The sequence below is a fragment of the Nocardioides guangzhouensis genome (assembly GCF_004519545.1).
GTDB classification, from domain to species: domain Bacteria; phylum Actinomycetota; class Actinomycetes; order Propionibacteriales; family Nocardioidaceae; genus Nocardioides; species Nocardioides guangzhouensis.
In genome coordinates this window covers 38,046-58,852 of sequence record NZ_SDKM01000004.1, presented here as the reverse complement: position 1 = coordinate 58,852, position 20,807 = coordinate 38,046, and the positions used below count along the sequence as shown (strand labels likewise).

General features: G+C 73.3%; 13 protein-coding genes. 7 read left to right on the top strand and 6 right to left on the bottom strand.

All coding sequences use genetic code 11. The annotated features are described in order from the left end of the window. The first annotated feature begins 24 nt into the window (after positions 1–24). The 3 genes from EKO23_RS03940 to EKO23_RS03930 all read left to right on the top strand — a co-directional run bounded on the left by EKO23_RS03940 (position 25) and on the right by EKO23_RS03930 (position 7,896). Positions 25–6,999 (top strand): DUF7507 domain-containing protein, encoded by a 6,975-nt coding sequence (locus EKO23_RS03940; protein WP_134714314.1) that lies wholly within the window; start codon positions 25–27, stop codon positions 6,997–6,999. Next, positions 6,996–7,478: a hypothetical protein gene (locus EKO23_RS03935; RefSeq protein ID WP_134714312.1), complete on the top strand. Its 483-nt coding sequence runs from the start codon at positions 6,996–6,998 to the stop codon at positions 7,476–7,478. Before EKO23_RS03940 ends, EKO23_RS03935 begins: the two co-directional genes overlap by 4 nt. 97 nt (positions 7,479–7,575) lie before the next feature. Then, positions 7,576–7,896: a histone-like nucleoid-structuring protein Lsr2 gene (locus tag EKO23_RS03930; protein WP_134714310.1), complete on the top strand. Its 321-nt coding sequence runs from the start codon at positions 7,576–7,578 to the stop codon at positions 7,894–7,896. A gap of 124 nt (positions 7,897–8,020) precedes the next feature. On the opposite strand, the gene EKO23_RS03925 is transcribed toward EKO23_RS03930, so the two are convergent. After that, positions 8,021–9,481, bottom strand: coding sequence for a class I SAM-dependent methyltransferase (locus EKO23_RS03925; protein ID WP_134714308.1), 1,461 nt, complete (start codon positions 9,479–9,481; stop codon positions 8,021–8,023). Next, positions 9,478–9,729 carry a DUF6752 domain-containing protein gene (locus EKO23_RS03920; protein WP_134714306.1) on the bottom strand — a complete coding sequence of 84 codons (252 nt, stop codon included), beginning with the start codon at positions 9,727–9,729 and terminating at the stop codon, positions 9,478–9,480. Before EKO23_RS03920 ends, EKO23_RS03925 begins: the two co-directional genes overlap by 4 nt. Before the next feature lie 185 nt (positions 9,730–9,914). Here EKO23_RS03920 and EKO23_RS03915 point away from each other — a divergent pair, with 185 nt between their 5' ends. After that, positions 9,915–12,497, top strand: a complete 2,583-nt coding sequence (locus EKO23_RS03915) for an ATP-dependent Clp protease ATP-binding subunit (protein WP_134714304.1) — start codon at positions 9,915–9,917, stop codon at positions 12,495–12,497. A gap of 103 nt (positions 12,498–12,600) precedes the next feature. On the opposite strand, the gene EKO23_RS03910 is transcribed toward EKO23_RS03915, so the two are convergent. Beyond that, positions 12,601–13,479 carry an HhH-GPD family protein gene (locus tag EKO23_RS03910; protein WP_134714302.1) on the bottom strand — a complete coding sequence of 293 codons (879 nt, stop codon included), beginning with the start codon at positions 13,477–13,479 and terminating at the stop codon, positions 12,601–12,603. Positions 13,480–13,566: 87 nt separating this feature from the next. Between EKO23_RS03910 and EKO23_RS03905 the strand changes: the two genes are divergently transcribed. Next, the gene (locus tag EKO23_RS03905; protein ID WP_134714300.1) at positions 13,567–14,343 is read left to right on the top strand and encodes a hypothetical protein; all 777 of its coding nucleotides are present in this window, start codon (positions 13,567–13,569) and stop codon (positions 14,341–14,343) included. A gap of 69 nt (positions 14,344–14,412) precedes the next feature. After that, the gene (locus tag EKO23_RS03900; RefSeq protein WP_134714298.1) at positions 14,413–15,771 is read left to right on the top strand and encodes a helix-turn-helix domain-containing protein; all 1,359 of its coding nucleotides are present in this window, start codon (positions 14,413–14,415) and stop codon (positions 15,769–15,771) included. 590 nt (positions 15,772–16,361) lie between these two features. Here EKO23_RS03900 and EKO23_RS03895 read toward each other — a convergent pair. The 3 genes from EKO23_RS03895 to radA form a co-directional block, all read right to left on the bottom strand. Then, the gene (locus EKO23_RS03895) at positions 16,362–17,054 is read right to left on the bottom strand and encodes a copper homeostasis protein CutC (RefSeq protein ID WP_134714296.1); all 693 of its coding nucleotides are present in this window, start codon (positions 17,052–17,054) and stop codon (positions 16,362–16,364) included. Between the two features lie 5 nt (positions 17,055–17,059). After that, entirely contained in the window at positions 17,060–18,145 is a 1,086-nt protein-coding gene (disA, locus tag EKO23_RS03890) for a DNA integrity scanning diadenylate cyclase DisA (RefSeq protein WP_134714294.1), read from the bottom strand. Positions 18,146–18,250: 105 nt separating this feature from the next. Continuing rightward, positions 18,251–19,666: a DNA repair protein RadA gene (gene radA / locus EKO23_RS03885; RefSeq protein WP_134714292.1), complete on the bottom strand. Its 1,416-nt coding sequence runs from the start codon at positions 19,664–19,666 to the stop codon at positions 18,251–18,253. A 94-nt stretch (positions 19,667–19,760) separates the two neighbouring features. On the opposite strand from radA, the gene EKO23_RS03880 reads away from it, so the two are divergent. Further along, complete coding sequence (locus tag EKO23_RS03880) at positions 19,761–20,795, top strand: LacI family DNA-binding transcriptional regulator (protein WP_246050884.1); 1,035 nt, start codon at positions 19,761–19,763, stop codon at positions 20,793–20,795. The last annotated feature ends 12 nt before the right edge of the window (positions 20,796–20,807 follow it).

Genomic DNA, 20,807 nt, shown 5'->3' with positions numbered 1-20,807 from the left:
GCCACCCTGGTGGGAAGGCTCCCTGTGTCCACTCAGGCACCCTCGCGCTCCGTCGGCTTCGCGGCCCGGCTGCTGGTCGTGCTCGCGCTCGTCGTCGTCTCCGCACCCCTGCTGGGAGCGTCTCCGGCGTCGGCCGCGGTCGACGGCGGCTTCGAGATCGACGGCGACCTGACGGCCTCGGGGGCCCTCGACTGGTCGAACGTGCCCGGGCAGCCGGCGATGCGCGACGTCGTGTCGGTCGCCAGCGACGACGGCTTCAAGTCCGGCTCGACGTCGAAGGAGGAGGATCCCGACAACTGGGACCTCGTGACGGGTCAGGTGACCCCGAGCGCCAACGACCTCGGCGACATCTACGGCTACGGCCGCGTCGTCGGCGGGCACCAGTGGGCGTTCGTCGGGTTCGAACGGGCCGACGCGGGCGGCACGACGGCCTTCAACATCGAGTTCAACGCCCGCCCCAACAAGGTCAACCGCAACGGGGTCTCCGTCCCCGACCGGCAGGTCGGCGACATCCTGATCGACGTCCAGCAGAACGGGGGGACGTTCGTCAGCGTCGGAGGTGTCTACCAGTGGAGCGGCTCGGCATGGGCGCTGTCGCCGTCCGCCGCCGCGGTGGTCACGCGTGCCGCGAACTCCGGCGCCGTCACCGACGTCGACGGCAACGCGCTCGAGCCGGGCCGCTTCGCCGAGATCTCCATCGACATCACCAGCGCCCTGGGCCAGGCCTCTGGGTGCCCGGGGCTCCCGGTCACCTCGCTGAACATCCGGTCACGTTCGAGTGCCTCGATCACCTCGACGCTCAAGGACTACATCAAGCCGGCCAGCCTCGGCATCCCCACCAGCTGCGGCAGCCTGAGCATCCAGAAGAAGGACGGTTCCGGAGCCGCGCTACCCGGCGCCGCGTTCTCGATCAGCCCGAACCCGGTGGCGGCGACGCCGGTGACGCTGACCGTCACCGACGGCGGCGCCAACGACCCCGACGGCAGCGCCGACGGCACCATCGCCTTCACCAGCGCGAAGCCCGGCAGCTACACCGTCACCGAGACCGCCCCGCCGACCGGCTACCTCTACTCCTCGGCCCCGATCGCGGCCACCGTCACCGCCGGCAGCACCACCACGGTCCCGGTGGTGAACACGCTGGGCTCCGCGAGCTGGACCAAGGTCGATGACACCAACCAGGACAAGGTGGGCGGCGCCACGTTCAGCGTGACCGGCACCGGCGGCGCCGCGCAGACCATGGTGGCCACGCCGATCACGGTCGTCGACAACGGAAGTCGCGACACCGACCCGGCCGCCGGTGCGGTCACCGTCACCGGCCTGCCCACCGGCACGTACGCCGTCCGGGAGACCGTCCCGCCGACCGGCTACGACCTGCCCGCCTCGGGCAACCCCAAGACGTTCAGCGTCACCCAGGCCGCCCCGAACCCGACCGTGGCCGCGTTCTCCGACCCGCGGAAGAAGGGCTCGGTCGTCGTCACCAAGACCGACGCGGTCAGCGGCGACCCTCTCGCCGCGACCTTCCGGCTGTGGCGCGACAACGGTGACGGCGCGCTCTCCGGGGCGGACACCCCGATCGGCTCGCCGGCCGTGAGCACCGGCGGCGCCCTGACGTTCGGCAACCTGACCTGGGGGACGTACTGGGTCGAGGAGACCGTGCCGCCGACCGGCTACCTGGTCGACCCGGACCTGCCGCGCCTGGTCACCGTCGACGCGGCGTCCCTGAACCCGACGGTCGCCGTCGCCGACCCGCGCCGGCCCAGCCGCCTGTCGGTCACCAAGGTCGACGACGCCGACGGGCGCCCGCTCGCCGACGCCCGCATGCGCCTGTGGCGCGACTCCGACGGCGTGGCCGGCCCGTCCGCCGGCGACAGCGCGGCCGGCAGCTGCGAGACCGCCGCCGACGGCACCTGCTCGGTCGACTCGCTCGGCTTCGGCACGTTCTACTGGGAGGAGGTCACGCCGCCGCCGAACTACCTGCTCCCGGCCGCGCCGTACTCCTCACCGGTCACGGTCAACGCCGGGAACGCCGGCACCGTGCTGCCGACCCGCACCTTCCGCGACGTCGAGATCGCGCTCGCCTCGCACCTGACCAAGGCCGGCACCCTGGCCGACCGCGACGGCGACACCCTCGCGGACGTCGGCGAGGTGATCACCTACACCTTCACGCTGCGCAACGACGGCAACGCTCCCCTGAGCGGCCTCGACGTCATCGACCCCAAGGTGGGAGCCGTCTCCTGCCCGGCCACCCCGGTCCCGGTCGGCGGCTCCGCGCAGTGCACCGCGACGTACGCCGTCACCCAGGCCGACGTCGACCACGGCTCGGTCGACAACGCCGCCACCGCGACCGCGGAGGGCCCGAACGGCGTGACCGCCGGCTCCAACGAGGCCACCCACTCGCTGCCCGCCGACGACGCCTCCGCCGTCGGGCTCGACAAGCGGGCCGAGCTCGAGGACACCGACGGCGACGGGTTCGCCGACGAGGGCGAGACCATCCGCTTCGTCTTCACGGTCACCAACACCGGCCACGACTCGCTGCACGGCGCGACTGTCGACGACCCGACCCTTGGCGCGGTCACCTGTCCGGCCGGCACCTTCGCGCCCGGCGACCACGTGACCTGCACGAAGGACTACGTCGTCAACGCCGACGACGTCGACAACGGCTCGGTCACCAACGTGGCCACCGCCGCCGCGCTGGACCCCGACGGCAGCACGGTGACCTCGGCCCCCGACGACACCGTCACCCCGACGGACACCCCGACCGCGATCCGGCTCGTGAAGACCGGCACCCTCGTGGACGACGCGGTCAACGGCGGCGACGGCGACGGCAAGGCCGACGTCGGCGAGACCGTCACCTGGACCTTCCAGGTCGTCAACGACGGCAAGGCGACCCTGCACGACGTCTCCATCGACGACCCGTCCCTCGGCCCGGTCATCTGCCTCGTCACGACCGTCGCGCCCGGCGCCTCGGTCACCTGCGTGAGGTCCGCGCTGGTCACCCAGGCCGACGTCGACCGCGGAGCCGTCGTCAACGTGGCCACCGCCAGCGGCACACCGACCGGCCGGCCGACGATCACCTCGGAGGAGTCCGGCGACCGCGTCGACGCGGACGCCCGCGCCGCGGTCTCCGTGGTGAAGTCCGGCGACCTCCGCGACAGCGCTGCCGACGGGGGAGACGGCGACGGCCTTGCCGACGCCGGCGAGACCGTCGACTACACCTTCACCGTCACCAACGACGGCACCACGACCCTGCACGGCGTCTCCGTGGACGACCCGCGGATCGCGTCGGTGGACTGCCCCGCCGGCGACGTCCTGCCCGGGGCGAGCGTCACCTGCACGGCGTCGTACCTCGTGACCCAGGCCGACGTCGACCACGGCTCGGTCGACAACACCGCGACCGCCGGCGCGCTGGACCCGCAGGACCACCCGGTGGTCTCCGAGGAGAGCACCGACAGCATCGACGCCGACGACCGCACCGTGGTGTCGCTCGAGAAGGCCGCGACCCTCCTGGACTCCGACGGGGACGACCTGGCCGACGCCGGCGAGACCGTGGCCTACGCCTTCGCGGCCACCAACGACGGCACCACCACCGTCCACGACGTCACCGTCGACGACCCGAAGCTGGCCGCGGTCCCGGTCGCTGTCACCTGCCCGACCGGCGACGTGCTGCCGGGGAAGAGCGTCACCTGCACGGCGTCGTACGTCGTGACGCAGGCGGACGTCGACGCGGGCAGCGTGCACAACGCCGCGACCGCGTCGGCGACCGACCCGGACGGCGCCGAGGTCACCTCCGGCGGCGACGAGGCCGACGTCGACACCGACAGCCGGGCCGCGCTCTCGCTGGTCAAGCAGGGCGACCTCGTTGACAGCGCTGCCGACGGGGGAGACGGCGACGGCCTGGCCGACGCCGGCGAGACCGTCGGCTACACGTTCACGGTCACCAACGACGGCACCACCACGGTGCACGGCGTCTCCGTCGACGACCCGCGGCTGGCGTCGGTGGACTGCCCCGCCGGCGACCTCCGCCCCGGGAAGAGCCTCACCTGCACGGCGTCGTACGTCGTGACGGGGGGCGACGTCGACCACGGTTCCGTCGACAACACCGCCACGGCCTCGGCGATCCCGGCCACCGGCCCGGCGACCGTCGAGTCCGACGAGGCCACCGACACGCTGCCCACCGACACCCGCTCCGCGGTGTCCGTCGCCAAGACCGGCACCCTGCTCGACGACGTCGCTGCCGGCGGAGACGGCGACGGGCTGGCCGACGCGGGCGAGACCGTGACCTACAGGTTCGTCGTGACCAACGGCGGCACCACCACGCTCCACGCCGTCGCCGTCGACGACCCGAAGCTGGCCGCCGTGCCGGCGACCGTCTCGTGCCCGGCCGGCGACGTGCTGCCAGCGAAGAGTGTCACCTGCACGGCGTCGTACGTCGTGACCCAGGCCGACGTCGACGCCGGCGCGGTCCGCAACGTGGCCACCGCGACCGCGGCGCCGCCGACCGGCCCGCGCGTCGGGAGCGTGCCGTCCGACGACGAGGTCCTCGCCGACGCCACCTCCGGCCTCGCCGTGCTGAAGACCGGCACCGTGGCCGACGCCGCGCCCGCCGGTGACGGCGACGGCCTGGCCGACGTGGACGAGACCGTCGACTACCAGCTCGCGGTCACCAACACCGGCACGGTCACGCTCACCGACGTCCACGTCGACGACCCGCGCATCGCCTCCGTGGCCTGCCCGACCGGTGACCTGGAGCCCGGCGCCACCGTCACCTGCACCGGCTCCCTGGCCGTGACCCGGGCTGACGTCGACTCCGGCTCCGTGGTCAACACCGCGACCGCCACGGCCACCGGACCCGGCGACACCGAGGTGACCTCGGGCGAGTCCACCGAGACGCTGCCCGCGGACGACGCCGCGGCGGTGGACCTGGCGAAGCTCGCCGACCTGCGCGACGGCGACGGCGACGGCAAGGCCGACGTCGGCGAGACCGTCGACTACCGCTTCGTGGTCACCAACGACGGCAACGTCACCCTGCACGGTGTCGTCGTCGACGACCCGATGCTGGCCGGGGTCCCGGTGGCTGTGTCCTGCCCGGCCGACCCCGTGCTCCCCGGAGAAAGCGTGACCTGCACGGCGTCGTACGTCGTGACCCAGGCCGACGTCGACCACGGCTCGATCGTCAACACCGCGACGGCGTCCGCGGTGACGCCGCACGCCGGCCGGGTCGGCTCCACCGAGTCCGCCACCGACGTGTCCGCCGACACCCACGCGGCGCTGTCGATCGACAAGCGGGCGACGCTCGCGGACTCCGTCGCCGACGGGGGAGACGGTGACGGCCTGGCCGACGCCGGCGAGCGGATCGACTACACCTTCGTGGTGACCAACGACGGCGCCGTGTCCGTGTCCGGCGTGACCGTCGACGACCCGATGCTGGCCGGGCTGCCCGTGCCGGTCGTGGTCTCCTGCCCGGACGTCGTGCTGGCGCCCGGACGTTCTCTCGAGTGCTCGGCCGCCTACACGGTGAGGCAGGCCGACGTGGACCGGGGTGAGGTGGCCAATGCCGCCTCCGCCTCGGGGGTGCCGGCTGCGGGCTCGCCGGGGGTCGACTCGCAGCCGGACACCACCCACACGTCCACCGACACCCGGTCCGCGGTGTCGCTGGTGAAGAGCGGCGAGCTCGCCGACTCGGCCGCCTCCGGCGGTGACGGGGACGGCCTCGCCGACGCCGGCGAACGCGTCGACTACGCGTTCGCCGTGCGCAACGACGGCACCACCACCCTGCACGGTGTCGTCGTCGACGACCCGATGCTGGCCGCGGTCCCGGTGGCCGTGAGCTGCCCGGTCGGTGACCTGCTGCCGGGTGGCACGGTGACCTGCGCCGCGTCGTACGCCGTCACCCAGGCCGACGTCGACGCGGGCGTCGTCCGGAACGTCGCGACCGCCTCCGCGGTGGCTCCCGGCGACGAGTCCGCGACCAGCGGTCCGTCCGACGCCGAGGTGGCGGCGGACGCCGCCGACGGCCTCGCCCTGCTGAAGACGGGTGTCCTGGTCGACTCCGCGGACATGGGGGGAGACGGCGACGGCCGGGCGGACGCGGGCGAGACCGTCGACTACTCCTTCGAGGTCCGCAACACCGGCACGGTCACGCTGACCGGCGTCGCGGTCGACGACCCGCGGGTCCCGTCCGTGGACTGCCCGGCCGGCTCGCTGCCCCCGGGGGCCGCGGTCACCTGCACCGGCTCCTCCGTCGTCACCCAGGCCGACGTGGACGCCGGTGAGGTGGTCAACACGGCGGTCGCCACGGCGGCGCGCGCCGGCGCCAACGGCACGGCCTCGCCGCGGGTGACCTCGAACGAGTCGACCGAGACGCTGCCCGCCGATGCAACGGCCGGCCTGGCCATCGACAAGTCGGCGACCCTGCGCGACCGCGACGGCGACGACCGGGCGGACGCCGGCGAGCGGATCGACTACGCGTTCGAGGTGACCAACACCGGAACCGTCACGATGGCCGGGGTGGCCGTCGACGACCCGATGCTCGGCGCCGGCGCGGTCGCCTGCCCGGCCACCACGCTGGCACCCGGCGAGTCGATGTCCTGCACCGCCGACCACCTGGTGACCGACGCCGACCTCGGCACCGGCACGATCACCAACGTCGCCTGGGCGGTCGGTACGCCGACCGGTGCCGGCGGCTGCGGGCCGGACGGATGCACCAGCGAGCCCGACAGCGTGAGAGTCCCGGCGGAGAAGACCACCATCGTGACCGAGCCCGGCGAGACGCCGGAGGAGCCGAACGAGGACCAGCCGGACCACGACAAGCCGCACGGCACCACCGTGAGCTCGCCCGAGGCCGGGAACACACCGCAGGGCGGCTCGACCCCGAAGGGCGGGCTGCTGCCGAACACCGGTGGGCCGACGGCCGGCCTGGCCGGGCTCGGGCTGCTGGCGGTGCTCGTCGGAGCCGTGGCACTGGTCCGCGGCCGGCGCCGGGACGAGGACCCGGCATGAGGCGCGCTCCGGTGCGGCGGCCCGGAGGGGTCGTCGCCAGCGGGGTCGCGGCGGGCGTGGTGGTCGCCGGTCTCACCGGCACCGTGGCCCTGGCCGCGCTGGTCGGGAGTCCCGGCACCGTGGACGCGACGACCGCACCGGCCGCGGCAGCCCCGGTGCTGCAGGGTGCCGGCGCCGACATCGCGAACGACGTGGCCGCCCGGCCGGACGTCGAGACCCTGGCCTGCCGCCGGGACGGCGGCCAGCACTGGCGGGTCCGGGCCCGCGCGACGAACCCGACGGGCCACCCGGTGAGCTACCGCCTCGCGCTGCGCATCGCCGGCACCGACGGCGACGTCGTGGGTCGGGCGGCGGTCGAGACCGCCGTGGTGCCGGCGCGTGGCGCGACCGAGCTCCGGACCCGGGTCCCGGTGTCGCGGGTCGTCGAAAAGGCGAGCTGCATATTCGTGGCGATCGACCGGGTGAATACCACGGGCTGACGTTCTGGACCATTTTCGGCAGCGGATATCCGGAATTGTCGGCACCGTCTAGCATTCCGGGCGAGAAGCAATTCCACCATTGACAGGAGATTCCTCCATGGCCCAGCGGGTGCACGTCGTCCTGGTGGACGACATCGACGGCTCGGATGCCACCGAGACGGTCAGCTTCGGCCTCGACGGGGCGACGTACGACATCGACCTGAACGACAAGAACGCTGCCGCCCTCCGGGACGCGCTGGCGCCGTACGTCGGTCACGCGCGGCGCAGCGGCGGCACCCGCCGTGCCCGCAAGGCGGCGGCCTCGTCCGGCCCGACGGCTGCCGAGATCCGCGAGTGGGCTCGTGCCAACGGGCACGACGTGCCGGACCGGGGCCGGGTCTCCGCCGAGGTGCGCCAGGCCTACGACGCCGCGCACTGATTCGGGGCATTGTCCTTTTCCGGACGGTGCTCCGAATTTCGTGTCGAGCTTCTCCCGGGCCACCGGGAAATCCCGGGTCGGTCATTAGCGGGCGAGCGCTATTGGGGGCGCCGCCGCATTTTCGTCACCAGGCCAGCTCGAGCCAGCGCCGCCCGGCGTCCTGCTCCACGCTGACCAGGATCTTCCCGCCGTGCGCCACCGCCTCCTCGACGATGGATGTGTCGTCAGCCGGGACGTCGAGGAACATCCGGCCGCCTCGACGGAGCGCCGTGCGCGTCTGCATCCACACGGCATCCCGGGCCGCCGGGTCGAGGCGCTCGAGGAGGCGGCGGCAGTAGGCGACCCGCCCCCCGGAGTCGCGGGCCCGCCGGGCCAGGTCGGCCCCGAGCGAGACCAGGTGGCGCCGGTCGCGGAACGACGCGGGGACGAACTCGGCGGGTGCGCCGACGTCCGCCGCCCGGGCCCGGGCGTACGCCACGTGGTCGAGCAGCTGGTCGTAGCCGAGCAGCGAGCCGCAGCGTCCGGCGAGATGGACACCGTCCACGCCCGAGCGGCACCCCATCTCGAGCACGTGGTCGTCGGGTCGGAGACGGTCCGTGCACCAGACCGCGAACGCGGTCGGCTCTTCGGGCGACGAAGCGGGCACGGGCGGCTCGTCGTCCCACGCGCGCGTCCCCGGTCCCCACTGCCGGATGCCCATCCACGTCCGCGACCTGTCCAGCGTCGACCGCGGGGTGCGGTAGCGGAAGGAGGGGTCCGGCACGCGCCACTGCGGCCCGTAGGTGAGGGCCAGCACCGTCTCGGGATCCGCCGGCGCGGGATAGGTCCGTCCCTCGAGGCTGATCGTCCCGAACGGGACGAGCGTCTCCGGGCCACCCGGGCCACGGACCCAGCGATCGACCAGCACCCAGCCGTCGACGCAGTACGCCGTGAACACGTCGAAGCAATCGTCGTACGTGCGACCCGGGGCCCAGATGTTGAGGAAACCGGCGCTCTGGCGGCGTACGCCCCAACCGCGTCGACGCAGCTCCCGCTGCAGGCGGTGGGAGTCGGCCGCGGCGGCGGCGGGGGAGGTCCCGTGGCTCACGAGCAGCACGTCGGCGTCGTTGTCGTGCCCGATGAACCGACCGGTGCGGACGGCGCCCAGGAGGGTGCCGTAGCCGAGGCAGGAGTCGACCCCCAGCTCCGCGCAGACGGCGAAGTAGCGGTCGAGGTCGTCGAGGGTCCGGGTCCCCAGGTCGGAGCCGTCGGAGAAGGTGCGGGTGAGGCGTCCCCACTTCGTCATCGCGAGCGGTCGGCCGTCGTCGTCGACCACCGTGGTGCGACCGGGGGACGAGTCGAAGGCCACCTCGGTCCTGCCGAGCTCCGCCCCCGTGGCGTGGTCGCGGAACGTGACCTCGGTGCGCCCCGTGAGGTGGGGACGAAGGGACGCCGGCCACTCCGACCGCCGGTCGCCTCCCTCGTCGGTGCCGGGCGACCTGGAGGCGTCGAAGGACAGGACCCGGATCCCGTCGAACTCGACGTCCACCGGTCCGGACCAGTCCGCGGGGACCAGGAATCCGTGACGATCCGCCGGGTCGGTCACTCCAGCTCGTCCCGGTAGCGGGAGAGCGCCGCGTCGAACTCCTCCGGACCACGCGCCGCCGCACCGATCAGCTCGGTGACGAGGTCGGACATCTCGGCGACCTTGAGCCCGAGGCTGCGCTGCTCCTGGAGGTCGGCCCGGAGCTGCTCGACCTCACGCTCGAGCCGGTTGAGCCGGCGGCGAGCCGCTGGAGGCAGGGGTGCCGGCGCCTCGTGCTGCTGGGGTCGGCCGGAGAAGGGTAAGCGCACGCGGTCACCATACTCACGAGACCGGGCCGGCCCGGCGGGCCGTAGCCTGTTCGCTGAGGGCGGACGGGGTTTGCCCGGTGCGGGGAACACGTAGGCTGTGGGGCAAGTTGACACCGTGTACGCGCCGTACGAACTGACGGCGCTGCCCATGGATCTTTGCAAGTAGTTCGAGGAACGAGGCGAACATGTTCGAGCGGTTCACGGATCGTGCCCGCCGGGTGGTCGTGCTGGCCCAGGAAGAGGCCCGCATGCTCTCCCACAACTACATCGGGACCGAGCACATCCTGCTCGGCCTCATCCACGAGGGCGAGGGTGTCGCGGCCAAGGCGCTGGAGAGCCTCGACATCTCGCTCGAGGCGGTGCGCGCCCAGGTCGAGGAGATCATCGGCCAGGGCCAGCAGGCGCCCAGCGGCCACATCCCGTTCACCCCGCGCGCCAAGAAGGTGCTCGAGCTGTCCCTGCGCGAGGCGCTGCAGCTCGGCCACTCCTACATCGGCACCGAGCACATCCTGCTCGGGCTGATCCGCGAGGGCGAGGGCGTCGCCGCCCAGGTCCTGCAGAAGCTCGGCGCCGACCTCAACCGCGTGCGCCAGCAGGTCATCCAGCTGCTGTCGGGCTTCCAGGGCAAGGAGAGCGCCGCCGCCGGCGCCCCGAGCCAGGGCGACGCCCCGTCGTCCTCGCTGGTGCTCGACCAGTTCGGCCGCAACCTGACCCAGGCCGCACGCGAGGGCAAGCTCGACCCGGTCATCGGGCGTGAGCAGGAGATCGAGCGGGTCATGCAGATCCTGTCCCGCCGTACCAAGAACAACCCGGTCCTCATCGGCGAGCCGGGCGTCGGCAAGACGACGATCGTCGAGGGCCTGGCCCAGGACATCGTCAAGGGCAACGTCCCCGAGACGCTGAAGGACAAGCACATCTACACGCTCGACCTCGGCGCCCTGGTGGCGGGCTCCCGCTACCGTGGTGACTTCGAGGAGCGTCTCAAGAAGGTGCTCAAGGAGATCCGCACCCGCGGCGACATCGTGCTGTTCATCGACGAGATCCACACCCTCGTCGGCGCCGGCGCTGCGGAGGGCGCGATCGACGCGGCTTCGATCCTCAAGCCGATGCTGGCCCGCGGCGAGCTGCAGACGATCGGCGCGACCACGCTCGACGAGTACCGCAAGTACCTCGAGAAGGATGCCGCGCTCGAGCGCCGCTTCCAGCCGATCCAGGTGGCCGAGCCGTCGATCGCGCACACGATCGAGATGCTCAAGGGCCTGCGCGACCGCTACGAGGCGCACCACCGCGTGACCATCACCGACGAGGCCCTGGTCTCGGCCGCCACGCTGGCCGACCGCTACATCTCCGACCGGTTCCTGCCGGACAAGGCGATCGACCTCATCGACGAGGCGGGGTCGCGGCTGCGCATCCGCCGGATGACGGCGCCGCCGGACCTGCGCGAGTTCGACGAGAAGATCGCGGAGGTGCGCCACCGCAAGGAGGCCGCCATCGACGGCCAGGACTTCGAGGCCGCTGCCTCCCTCCGTGACGAGGAGAAGCAGCTCATGCTCAAGAAGGCCGAGCGCGAGAAGCAGTGGCGCGCAGGTGACATGGACGTCGTCGCCGAGGTCGACGAGGAGCTGATCGCCGAGGTCCTCGCGGTCGCGACCGGTATCCCGATCGTGAAGCTCTCCGAGGAGGAGTCGACCCGGCTGCTCAAGATGGAGGACGAGCTGCACAAGCGGGTCATCGGCCAGGAGGAGGCCGTCAAGGCGCTCAGCCGGGCCATCCGCCGTACCCGTGCCGGCCTGAAGGACCCGAAGCGTCCCGGCGGCTCGTTCATCTTCGCCGGCCCGTCCGGCGTCGGAAAGACCTGGCTGTCCAAGACGCTCGCGGAGTTCCTCTTCGGCGACGAGGACGCGCTGATCCAGCTCGACATGTCGGAGTTCTCCGAGAAGCACACCGTGTCGCGGCTGTTCGGCTCGCCCCCCGGCTACGTCGGCTACGAGGAGGGCGGCCAGCTCACCGAGAAGGTGCGCCGCAAGCCGTTCTCCGTCGTGCTCTTCGACGAGGTGGAGAAGGCCCACCCGGACATCTTCAACTCGCTCCTCCAGATCCTGGAGGAGGGTCGCCTCACCGACTCGCAGGGTCGCGTCGTCGACTTCAAGAACACCGTGATCATCATGACCACGAACCTCGGCACCCGGGACATCGCCAAGGGCGTCAACCTCGGCTTCAACCAGACCGGTGACGCCGCGGGTTCCTACGACCGGATGAAGAACAAGGTGTCGGAGGAGCTCAAGCAGCACTTCCGTCCCGAGTTCCTCAACCGTGTCGACGAGATCATCGTGTTCCCGCCGCTGTCGCAGGAGCAGATCGTCTCGATGGTCGACAACATGATCGCCGCCGTCGAGCTGCGCCTGAAGGACCGCGACATGTCCCTGGAGTTGACGCAGAACGCCAAGGACCTGCTCGCCAAGCGCGGCTTCGACCCGGTGCTGGGCGCCCGCCCGCTGCGCCGGACCGTGCAGCGCGAGGTGGAGGACGTCCTCGCCGAGAAGATGCTGTACGGCGAGGTCGGCCCGGGCCAGATCGTGCTCGTCGACGTCGAGGGCGAGGGCCCGAGCGCGACGTTCACCTTCAAGGGCCAGAAGGTCGGCGCGCTGCCGGACCTGCCGCCGCTCGAGGCCGCGGACGTGCTCGGCTCGACCGAGGGCCACGCGCCCGCGGACGGCGAGGAGCCCGGCCCGACGGACGTCCCGAAGTCCCCCGGCACCGACGAGTGACCTGACGGTCACCTGACGCACCAGCACCCCGACCCGGCACAGGATGTGCCGGGTCGGCGTGCGTTTCTGGTGGTGAGTCGGCACATGTTGTGCCGGGTCGGCGTCAGGGGAGGGCGTAGCGGGGCTCCGCCTCGCCGGTCTCGACCCGGACCAGCAGGCCGTCGGCGAGGAGGCTGGCCAGCGCCCGCTCGCGCTGCGCGGTCTCCGACCAGGCCGCGTGCAGCCGGGTCCCCGGGACCGCACCCTCGCTGTCCCGGACCACGCCGAGCAGCCGGCCGCGGCACTGCCGGTCGGTGCCGGCGTACGTCTGCACCTTCCGCGCCGGCCCGTCGTACGCCGGGTGGCCGGCCGCCCGCCAGGCGCACCGGTCCGCGACCGGGCAGCGGTGGCAGGACGGGGAGGTGGCGGTGCACACCAGCGCGCCCAGCTCCATCACGGCCACCGCCCAGGTGGCCGCGGTGGCCTCGTCGTCGGGCAGCAGCGACGTGGCGAGGTCGCGCTCGGCGCGGGTCACCGAGCTGCCCGGGAGCTCGACGCCGGTGACGGTACGGGCCAGCACCCGGCGCACGTTGGTGTCGAGCACGACGTGCCGCCGCCCGAACGCGAAGGACGCGACCGCGGCGGCGGTGTAGTCGCCGACGCCCGGCAGCGCCAGCAGCGCCTCCTTGTCGGCGGGCACCTCGCCGCCGTGCTCGGCGACGATCGCCGACGCTGCCGCATGCAGGCGCAGCGCCCGGCGCGGATAGCCCAGCCGGCCCCAGGCGCGCACCGCCTCGCCGGGCTCGTCGGCAGCCAGCGCGGCCGGCGTCGGCCAGCGCTCCAGCCAGGCCTCGTGCACCGGCAGCACGCGGTTCACCGGGGTCTGCTGGAGCATGAACTCGGAGACCATCACCGACCACGCGCTCGCCGAGGTACGGCGCCAGGGCAGGTCGCGGGCGTGCTCGTCGTACCACCCGAGGACCGGCGCGTGGAGCTCGCTCATGCGCTGGATCGTAGGCGAGCACAGGGAATCCGCCGCCGTCCGGTGTCGCTCCCCGATCCGGGGGTCGGCGCTGGCTACGGTGTGCGCATGAGCGCCGTCACCCGTCCGCGCGGCCCGCTCCCCGCCCGGGTGTACTGGATCCGCCGCCTCATCGTGGTCGGCGTGGCGTGCCTGCTCGTGGTCGGCCTTGCCCGCCTCCTCGGGGGCGGCAGCGACGGCAGCTCGACCGACGCGGCGCGGCTCTCCGCGGACCACGGCGCGAGCACGCCCACCTCCCGGGCGTCGGTGCCGCCAACCGCCACCGCGCCGGTCACGCCACGCACGACGAAGAAGGCCAGGCCCACCAGGCCACCGCTGGCCCAGCCGAGCGGGCCCTGCACCACCGAGGGCCTGACCGTCGAGCCGGTCGTCGACCGGGTGACCGGCGGGAGCGCGATCCGGATCCCGTTCCGGATCCTCACCGACGAGGCGGCCTGCACCTTCTCGTTCTCCCCGAGCACCGTCGCGGTGAGGATCAACTCCGGGAAGGACCTGATCTGGACGAGCCAGCAGTGCCGGTCGCTGCCGACGACCGACCTCGTCGTACGCGCCGCGAAGCCGGCGAAGGTCTCGATGCGCTGGACCGCCCGGCGCTCCAACGAGGGGTGCAAGGTCGCGGAGGCCAGGTGGGCCGAGGCCGGCTGGTACCACGTGGTTGCCGCCGCCCTCGGTGGCGAACCGACCGACCAGCAGTTCCGGATCGTCAACCCCACGTCGCGGACGATCACGAAGGCCCCGAAGCCCGACCAGAAGGACCAGGACGGGTCGACGCCGACCGACGAGCCGGCCGACGGCCCGCGCAGCGGGGCCACCGAACCCTCCTGACGGGCAGTTCTGTGGGCGATATTTGACAAGTTTCGCCACGTCTTCCCGGTCGTGCTCCACAATGACCCCATGGACGCCCGCCAGATCGATGTGCTCAACCGATGCGACCCCGCCGAGCTGGGTCGCCGCCTGCGGGCGGTTCGCCTGTCCCGGGGGATGACCCAGTCGGACGTCGCCGGTAGCGGCATGTCCATCGCCTACGTGTCCCGCATGGAGTCCGGGCAGCGCCGCCCGACGGTCAAGGTGCTCGACGAGATCGCCCACCGGCTCGAGGTGTCCGTCGAGGAGCTCCTCGGCCAGCCGGCGCCGCGTGAGGTCGACGAGATCCGCCTGACCCTGGACTACGCCGAGCTCTCCCTCGAGTCCGGTGAGCCGCTCGAGGCAGCGACCCGCGTCGGGGAGGCCCTCGGGCGCCTGGAGTCCGCACCGGTCGACGGCCTGGACGTGCGCGCCCGGTTCCTGAACGCCCGGGCGCACGAGGCGCTGGGGCACACCGACGACGCCATCGAGGAGCTCGAGAGCCTCGTGGCCGGCGGCGCCGTCTCCGGGCTGATGCGGGTCAAGGCGGGCATTGCCCTCAGCCGCGTCTACCGGGAGTCCGGTGACCTGGGTCGCGCGATCGACACCGGCGAGCACGTCCTCGCCGAGCTCACGGAGTCCGGCCTCGACAGCAGCGACGAGGCGGTGCAGCTCGCGGTGACCATCGCCGCCGCCTACTTCGAGCGTGGCGACTCCGGGCACGCGGTGCGGATCTGCCGTGCCGCCATCGCCAAGGCCGAGGAGCTCGGGTCCCCGACGGCGCGCGCCTCGGCGTACTGGAACGCCAGCGCCATGCAGGCCCGCCGCGGGGACATCGGCAATGCCGCCCCCCTTGCGGAGCGCGCGCTCGCGCTGCTCAGCGAGGGACAGGACAGCCGGAACCTCGCCCGGCTCCGCACGGAGCTCGGCCGCCTCCAGCTGGCACTGGACCCGCCGGCCGTGGAGCAGGCGCGCGAGAACCTCGAGAAGGCGGCCGAGGAGCTCGCCTGGAGCAGTGCGGCGCCCGTCGACCGTGCCTGGACCCAGCTGGGCCTGGCCCGGGCAGGCTTCCTCGCCGGCGACCTCGTCGGCGGCCGGGAGCTGGCCAACGAGGTGCACGCGATCTCCGACGGCCACGCTCCGCTGGCCGAGGCCGAGGCGCGCGCGCTCGAGGGGCAGACCTACGCCGCCGAGGGCGACATGGCACAGGCCGCGCGCGCCTACCAGCAGGCCGTCCTCGTGCTGTCGGCGATCGGCGCCGACCGTGGGGCGGCCCAGCTCTGGTTCGACCTGGCCGACCTGCTCGACCAGGTCGGGCTCGCCGATGAGGCGCGCGCCGCCTACCGGCGTGCGGCCGCGTCGACCGGACTGCGGGCGCGCACGAGGACGCCCACGCGTTCACTGGTCTAGCGGTCTCTCCTGCCTGCCCCGCCGCGTCGTCAGCGGCGGGCGTCGGCGATCAGCAGCACCAGACGGTCTTCTGCTCCTGCTTGGCGGCCTCGGCGGGCGCCGCGAAACCGAGCACGACGAGCGTGGCGACGGCGACTGCAGCGGCGAACTTCTTGGCGGTGGTGTTCATGTCTATCTCCTGGTGCGCGATCAGCTGGGGACGTTGGGCCGCAGCACCCGAGCGCTGCTTCGAGATGAATCTTGCCAAAGGGAAGACGGAAGTGGCGCGATTGGTGTAAAACTAAGTCAAGGTCAGTTGTCAAACCCCCCATGATCAGCTGGCACGAGAACCTCGCGGCTCTCCCCCGTGCCGCGAGACCCGCGCACCCACGACGATGCGCGCCGAGACCCCCCGGACTTCGGGCCGGGGGGTCTCCGCTTCTCTGACGGAGCCTGGTCCTTCGCGGCCGCCCGACGCCCGGTCGGACCGGACCGGTATGGACCGGCGGGGGCGTGTTCCGGAACCGCGTCTCCGGGTCCGTCGAGCGGCCCGGCGGCAGGCGGAGACGCGGCCGCGCCGCCTGCTCGTGCCGCCGCCACCGTCGTCCCTCTCAGCCGGCTGCCGAGTCCACGACGACGCGCCACGCCCGGACCTGCGCCGGGTCGACCGGGGCGGCCCACGAGCCCTCGGGCCGGACCCGGCTGCCGACGTGGAGCTGCAGGACACCGGCCGCGACCAGCGACGGGACCTGGTCGGGCCGCAGCCCGCCCCCGGCCAGGATCAGCCCGGCGTCCGCGGGGTCGCATGCCTGCCGCACCAGCCACGGCAGCCCCTCGCCGACGCCTCGCGGCGACCCGGCGGTGAGGACCGTGTCGAGCCCGGGCAGCCCCCGCACCTGCCGCCACGCGGCCTCCCGGTCGCGGGCGTGGTCGATGGCGCGGTGGCAGGTCCAGGGCAGGTCGGTCGCGGTCGACACCGCGGCCATCGCGGGCAGGTCCGGGTCGCCGTCCGGGTCGAGGAACCCGAGCACGAACGCGTCCGCGCCGGCAGCGGCGAGCTCGACGGCGGCTGCCCGCAGGTTCGCCACCTCGGCCCGGTCGGTGCGGAATCCCTCGCCGCCACGCAGCATCACCCGCAGCGGCAGCCGGGTGGCCGCGCGGATCGCGGCCACGGTCGCGGCGCTGGGGGTGAGCCCGTCCCGGTCCATGCCGGTGACCACCTCGAGCCGGTCGGCGCCGCCCGCCTCCGCAGCCGCCGCGTCGGCGGCGTCCAGCGCGATCACCTCGAGCAGGGGCGAGCGCACGGCGGTCAGACGTAGCGCTCGAGGATGCTCGACTCGGCGAGTCGGGAGAGCCCCTCGCGCACCGAGCGGGCGCGGAGCTCGCCGACGCCGTCGACGGTCTGGAGGTCCTCCACCCCGGCGGACAGCAGCTTCTGCAGCGTCCCGAAGTGCTCGACCAGGCGGTCCACCACCGAGCTCGGGAGCCGCGGCACCTTGGCCAGCAGGCGGTAGCCGCGAGGCGCGACAGCGCCGTCGAGGTGCTCGCTGGTGCCGAGGCCCAGGGCCCGCGCGACCGAGGCCGGGTCGACCAGGTCGGTGGGGGAGAGCGCCTCGAGCCGGGCCAGCAGGTCGCCCGGGCTCTTGGCCCGCCGGCCACCGGGCAGGTAGTCGCGGATCACCAGCTCACGCTCGGCGTCCACGCCGGTCACCAGCTCCTCGAGCTGGAGGGACAGCAGCCGGCCGTCGGTGCCGAGCTCGAGCACGTAGTCCTCGATCTCGCGCGCGATCCGGGTGACCATCTCGAGACGCTGGGCGACCACGGCGACGTCGCGCACGGTGACCAGGTCCTCGATCTCCAGCGCGGACAGGGTGCTCGACACCTCGTCGAGGCGGAGCTTGTAGCGCTCCAGCGTGGCCAGCGCCTGGTTGGCCCGGGACAGGATCTGCCCGGAGTCCTCGAGCACGTGCCGGGTCTCGCCGACGTACGCCGCGATGATCTGCATCGACTGCGACACCGAGATCACCGGGAACCCGGTCTGGCGGGCGACGCGATCGGCGGTGCGGTGCCGGGTGCCGGTCTCGTCGGAGTGGATGGTGTGGTCGGGCATCAGGTGCACGGCGGCGCGGTGGATCCGGGTGACGTCGCCGTCGAGGATGATGGCGCCGTCCATCTTCGCCAGCTCCCGCAGGCCGGTCGCGCTGAACGGGACGTCGAGGGTGAAGCCGCCGGTCGAGATCGACTCGACGACCTTGTCCGTGCCGAGCACGATGAGCGCGCCGGTGCGACCGCGCAGGATCCGCTCGAGGCCGTCGCGCAGTGCGGTGCCGGGTGCGATCGAGGCGAGTGTCGCCCGCAGCCGGAGGGCCTCCTCCGAGCGCTCGGTGCTGACCACGTCGTCCCCCTCTCGCGGTGCCCGTGGATGAGCGCGGTCAGTCTAGGGGATCGGGAACGGCCGCACCCGATCGTCGGCCGACTCCGCAGATCACGGTCGGGTCACTCATCCGACCCCGAGCTCGCGGGCCGGGTTGACCGGTGCCTCGAACCCCAGCCTGTGCAGGGCGGAGGCCACGTCGGGCACGTCGAGGACGCGCAGCCCGTTGACGTCCCGCTCGCGACCGGAGGGCCCGGACCGCTCGGAGGGGACGACCGCGCAGGAGAACCCGAGCCGGGCCGCCTCGGCCAGTCGTTGCGGCAGGTCCCGCACCCGGCGCAGCTCGCCGGCCAGCCCGATCTCGCCGATGGCGACGATGCCCTGCGGCGCCGGCCGGGCGTACGTCGCGGAGGCCAGGCTGACCGCGATGGCCAGGTCGGTGGCGGGCTCGTGCAGCCGGGCGCCGCCGACCGTGGAGGCGAAGACGTCCTGGTTGTGCAGCCGGAGCCGGGCGTGCTGCTGGAGCACCGCGATCACCATCGCCACCCGCGAGGAGTCGAGCCCCGAGGTGGTGCGGCGCGGCTTGTCGATCGGCGAGGCGGTGACCAGCGCCTGCACCTCGGCCAGCAAGGGTCGCCGTCCCTCCATGCTCACGGCGACGCAGGTGCCGGGCACCTGCTGGTGGTGGTGCTCGACGAACAGCCCGGTCGGGTCGACCACCGTGGTGATGCCGTCGCCGGACAGGTCGAAGCAGCCGACCTCGTCGACCGGGCCGAAGCGGTTCTTCATGGCCCGCAGCATCCGGAACCGCGAGTTGCGGTCGCCCTCGAAGTGCAGCACCACGTCGACCACGTGCTCGAGCACCCGCGGCCCGGCGATCGAGCCGTCCTTGGTGACGTGGCCGACCAGCACCGTCGTGATGTTGCGGGTCTTGGCCACCCGCACCAGCGCGGCGGCCACCTCCTTGACCTGCGTGACCCCGCCCGGGACGCCGTCCACCTCGGAGGCGCCGATCGTCTGCACGGAGTCGACGACGATCAGGTCGGGCCGCACCTCCTCGACGTGGCTCAGCACCGCCCCGAGGTCGGTCTCGGCGGCGAGGTAGAGCTCGTCGTGCACGCCACCGGTGCGGTCGGCCCGCAGCCGCACCTGCGACGCGGACTCCTCCCCGGTGACGTAGAGGACCCGCCGTCGGGTGCGCGCGGTCTGGGCGGCGACCTCGAGCAGCAGCGTGCTCTTGCCGACCCCGGGCTCGCCGGCCAGCAGGATCGCGGCGCCGGGCACCAGCCCGCCGCCGAGCACCCGGTCGAGCTCGGGCACCCCGCTGTCGCGGAACGCGGACGCCTCGACCGGGACCTGCCCGATCGGCACGGCGGGCGAGCTCACCGGCCCGGCGTGGGCGCGCACCGCGGTGACCACGCCGACCTCGGCGACCGAGCCCCAGGCCTGGCACTCGGCGCAGCGGCCGACCCACTTGCCGGTCTCCCAGCCGCACTCGCCGCAGCGGTACGCCGATCGTGCCTTCGCCCGTCCGTTCGCCATGCGCAGGAACCTAGGCGAGCCCACCGACAGCGTGCGGACGCGCGCCGTGGCATGCTGTCCACACGCGGTTGGAACGATCAAGAGGGGGTGGCGCGTGGCCGCAACCCAGCGCCGGGGACCCGTCGTGCCCCCGACCCTCGCCGACGTGGCCGAGCTGGCCGGCGTCTCCCGGCAGACCGTCTCCAACGCGCTGAACAACCCCGCACTGCTCCGCACCGACACGCTGGAGCGGGTCCAGGAGGCGGTCGCCGAGCTCGGCTACCAGCCCAACCGGGCCGCCCGGAACCTCCGCACGCGCGCCTCCCACCTCGTCGGCATGCGGTTCGCGCCGGCCCAGGAAGGCACCGCCAACGCGCTCATGGAGCGGTTCGTGCACTCGCTGGTCGAGGAGTGCCGGGCGGCCGGCTACCACGTCCTGCTGTTCGCGGCCGACCACGACGACATCACCTCCGGGTACGACGAGCTGGTGCGCTCCACCGCCGTCGACGCGTTCGTGGTGACCGACACCTACCTCGGCAACCCGCAGGCCGCCTGGCTGGAGCAGAACCGCGTCCCGTTCGTCGCGTTCGGTCGTCCGTGGGACGACCCCGACGCGGGGCACCCGTGGGCCGACGTCGACGGCGCCGCCGGCGTCGCGATGGCCACCCGGCACGTCATCGGCCGCGGCCACACCCGGGTCGCCTGGGTGGGGTGGCGCAAGGACTCGCGGATCGGCGAGGACCGCCGGTCCGGCTGGTCGGCCACGATGCGTGAGCGCGGGCTTCCCACCACCGGCCTGGCTGCGCGGGTCGAGGACACCATCGCCTCCGGCAAGGAGGCGGCGGCGATGCTGCTCGACGAGGCGCACCCGAGCGCGTTCGTCTGCGCCTCCGACACCCTCGCGATGGGGGTGCTGCACACCCTGCACGACAGGGGTCTGGTGCCCGGGCGCGACGTCGCGGTGGTCGGCTTCGACGACTCGCAGGCGGCGCAGGTCGTGCCCGGCGGGCTGACCTCGGTGCGGCAGCCGCTGGAGGAGGTGGCGGTCGAGGTGGTCGCCGCGCTGCAGGGCATGCTCGCGCGACCACGCCTGGTGCACCCGCCGCGGCTGCTCACGCCGTCGCTGGTGGTCCGCGGCTCCGCGCCGTAGACGCGCACCCGC

Bases quoted from the DNA above. Each gene is read 5' to 3' on its own strand.
- EKO23_RS03935 (WP_134714312.1), top strand. From the start codon at position 6,996: ATGAGGCGCGCTCCGGTGCGGCGGCCCGGAGGGGTCGTCGCCAGCGGG.
- EKO23_RS03930 (WP_134714310.1), top strand. From the start codon at position 7,576: ATGGCCCAGCGGGTGCACGTCGTCCTGGTGGACGACATCGACGGCTCG.
- EKO23_RS03915 (WP_134714304.1), top strand. From the start codon at position 9,915: ATGTTCGAGCGGTTCACGGATCGTGCCCGCCGGGTGGTCGTGCTGGCC.
- EKO23_RS03910 (WP_134714302.1), bottom strand. From the start codon at position 13,479: ATGAGCGAGCTCCACGCGCCGGTCCTCGGGTGGTACGACGAGCACGCC.
- EKO23_RS03905 (WP_134714300.1), top strand. From the start codon at position 13,567: ATGAGCGCCGTCACCCGTCCGCGCGGCCCGCTCCCCGCCCGGGTGTAC.
- EKO23_RS03900 (WP_134714298.1), top strand. From the start codon at position 14,413: ATGGACGCCCGCCAGATCGATGTGCTCAACCGATGCGACCCCGCCGAG.
- radA (WP_134714292.1), bottom strand. From the start codon at position 19,666: ATGGCGAACGGACGGGCGAAGGCACGATCGGCGTACCGCTGCGGCGAG.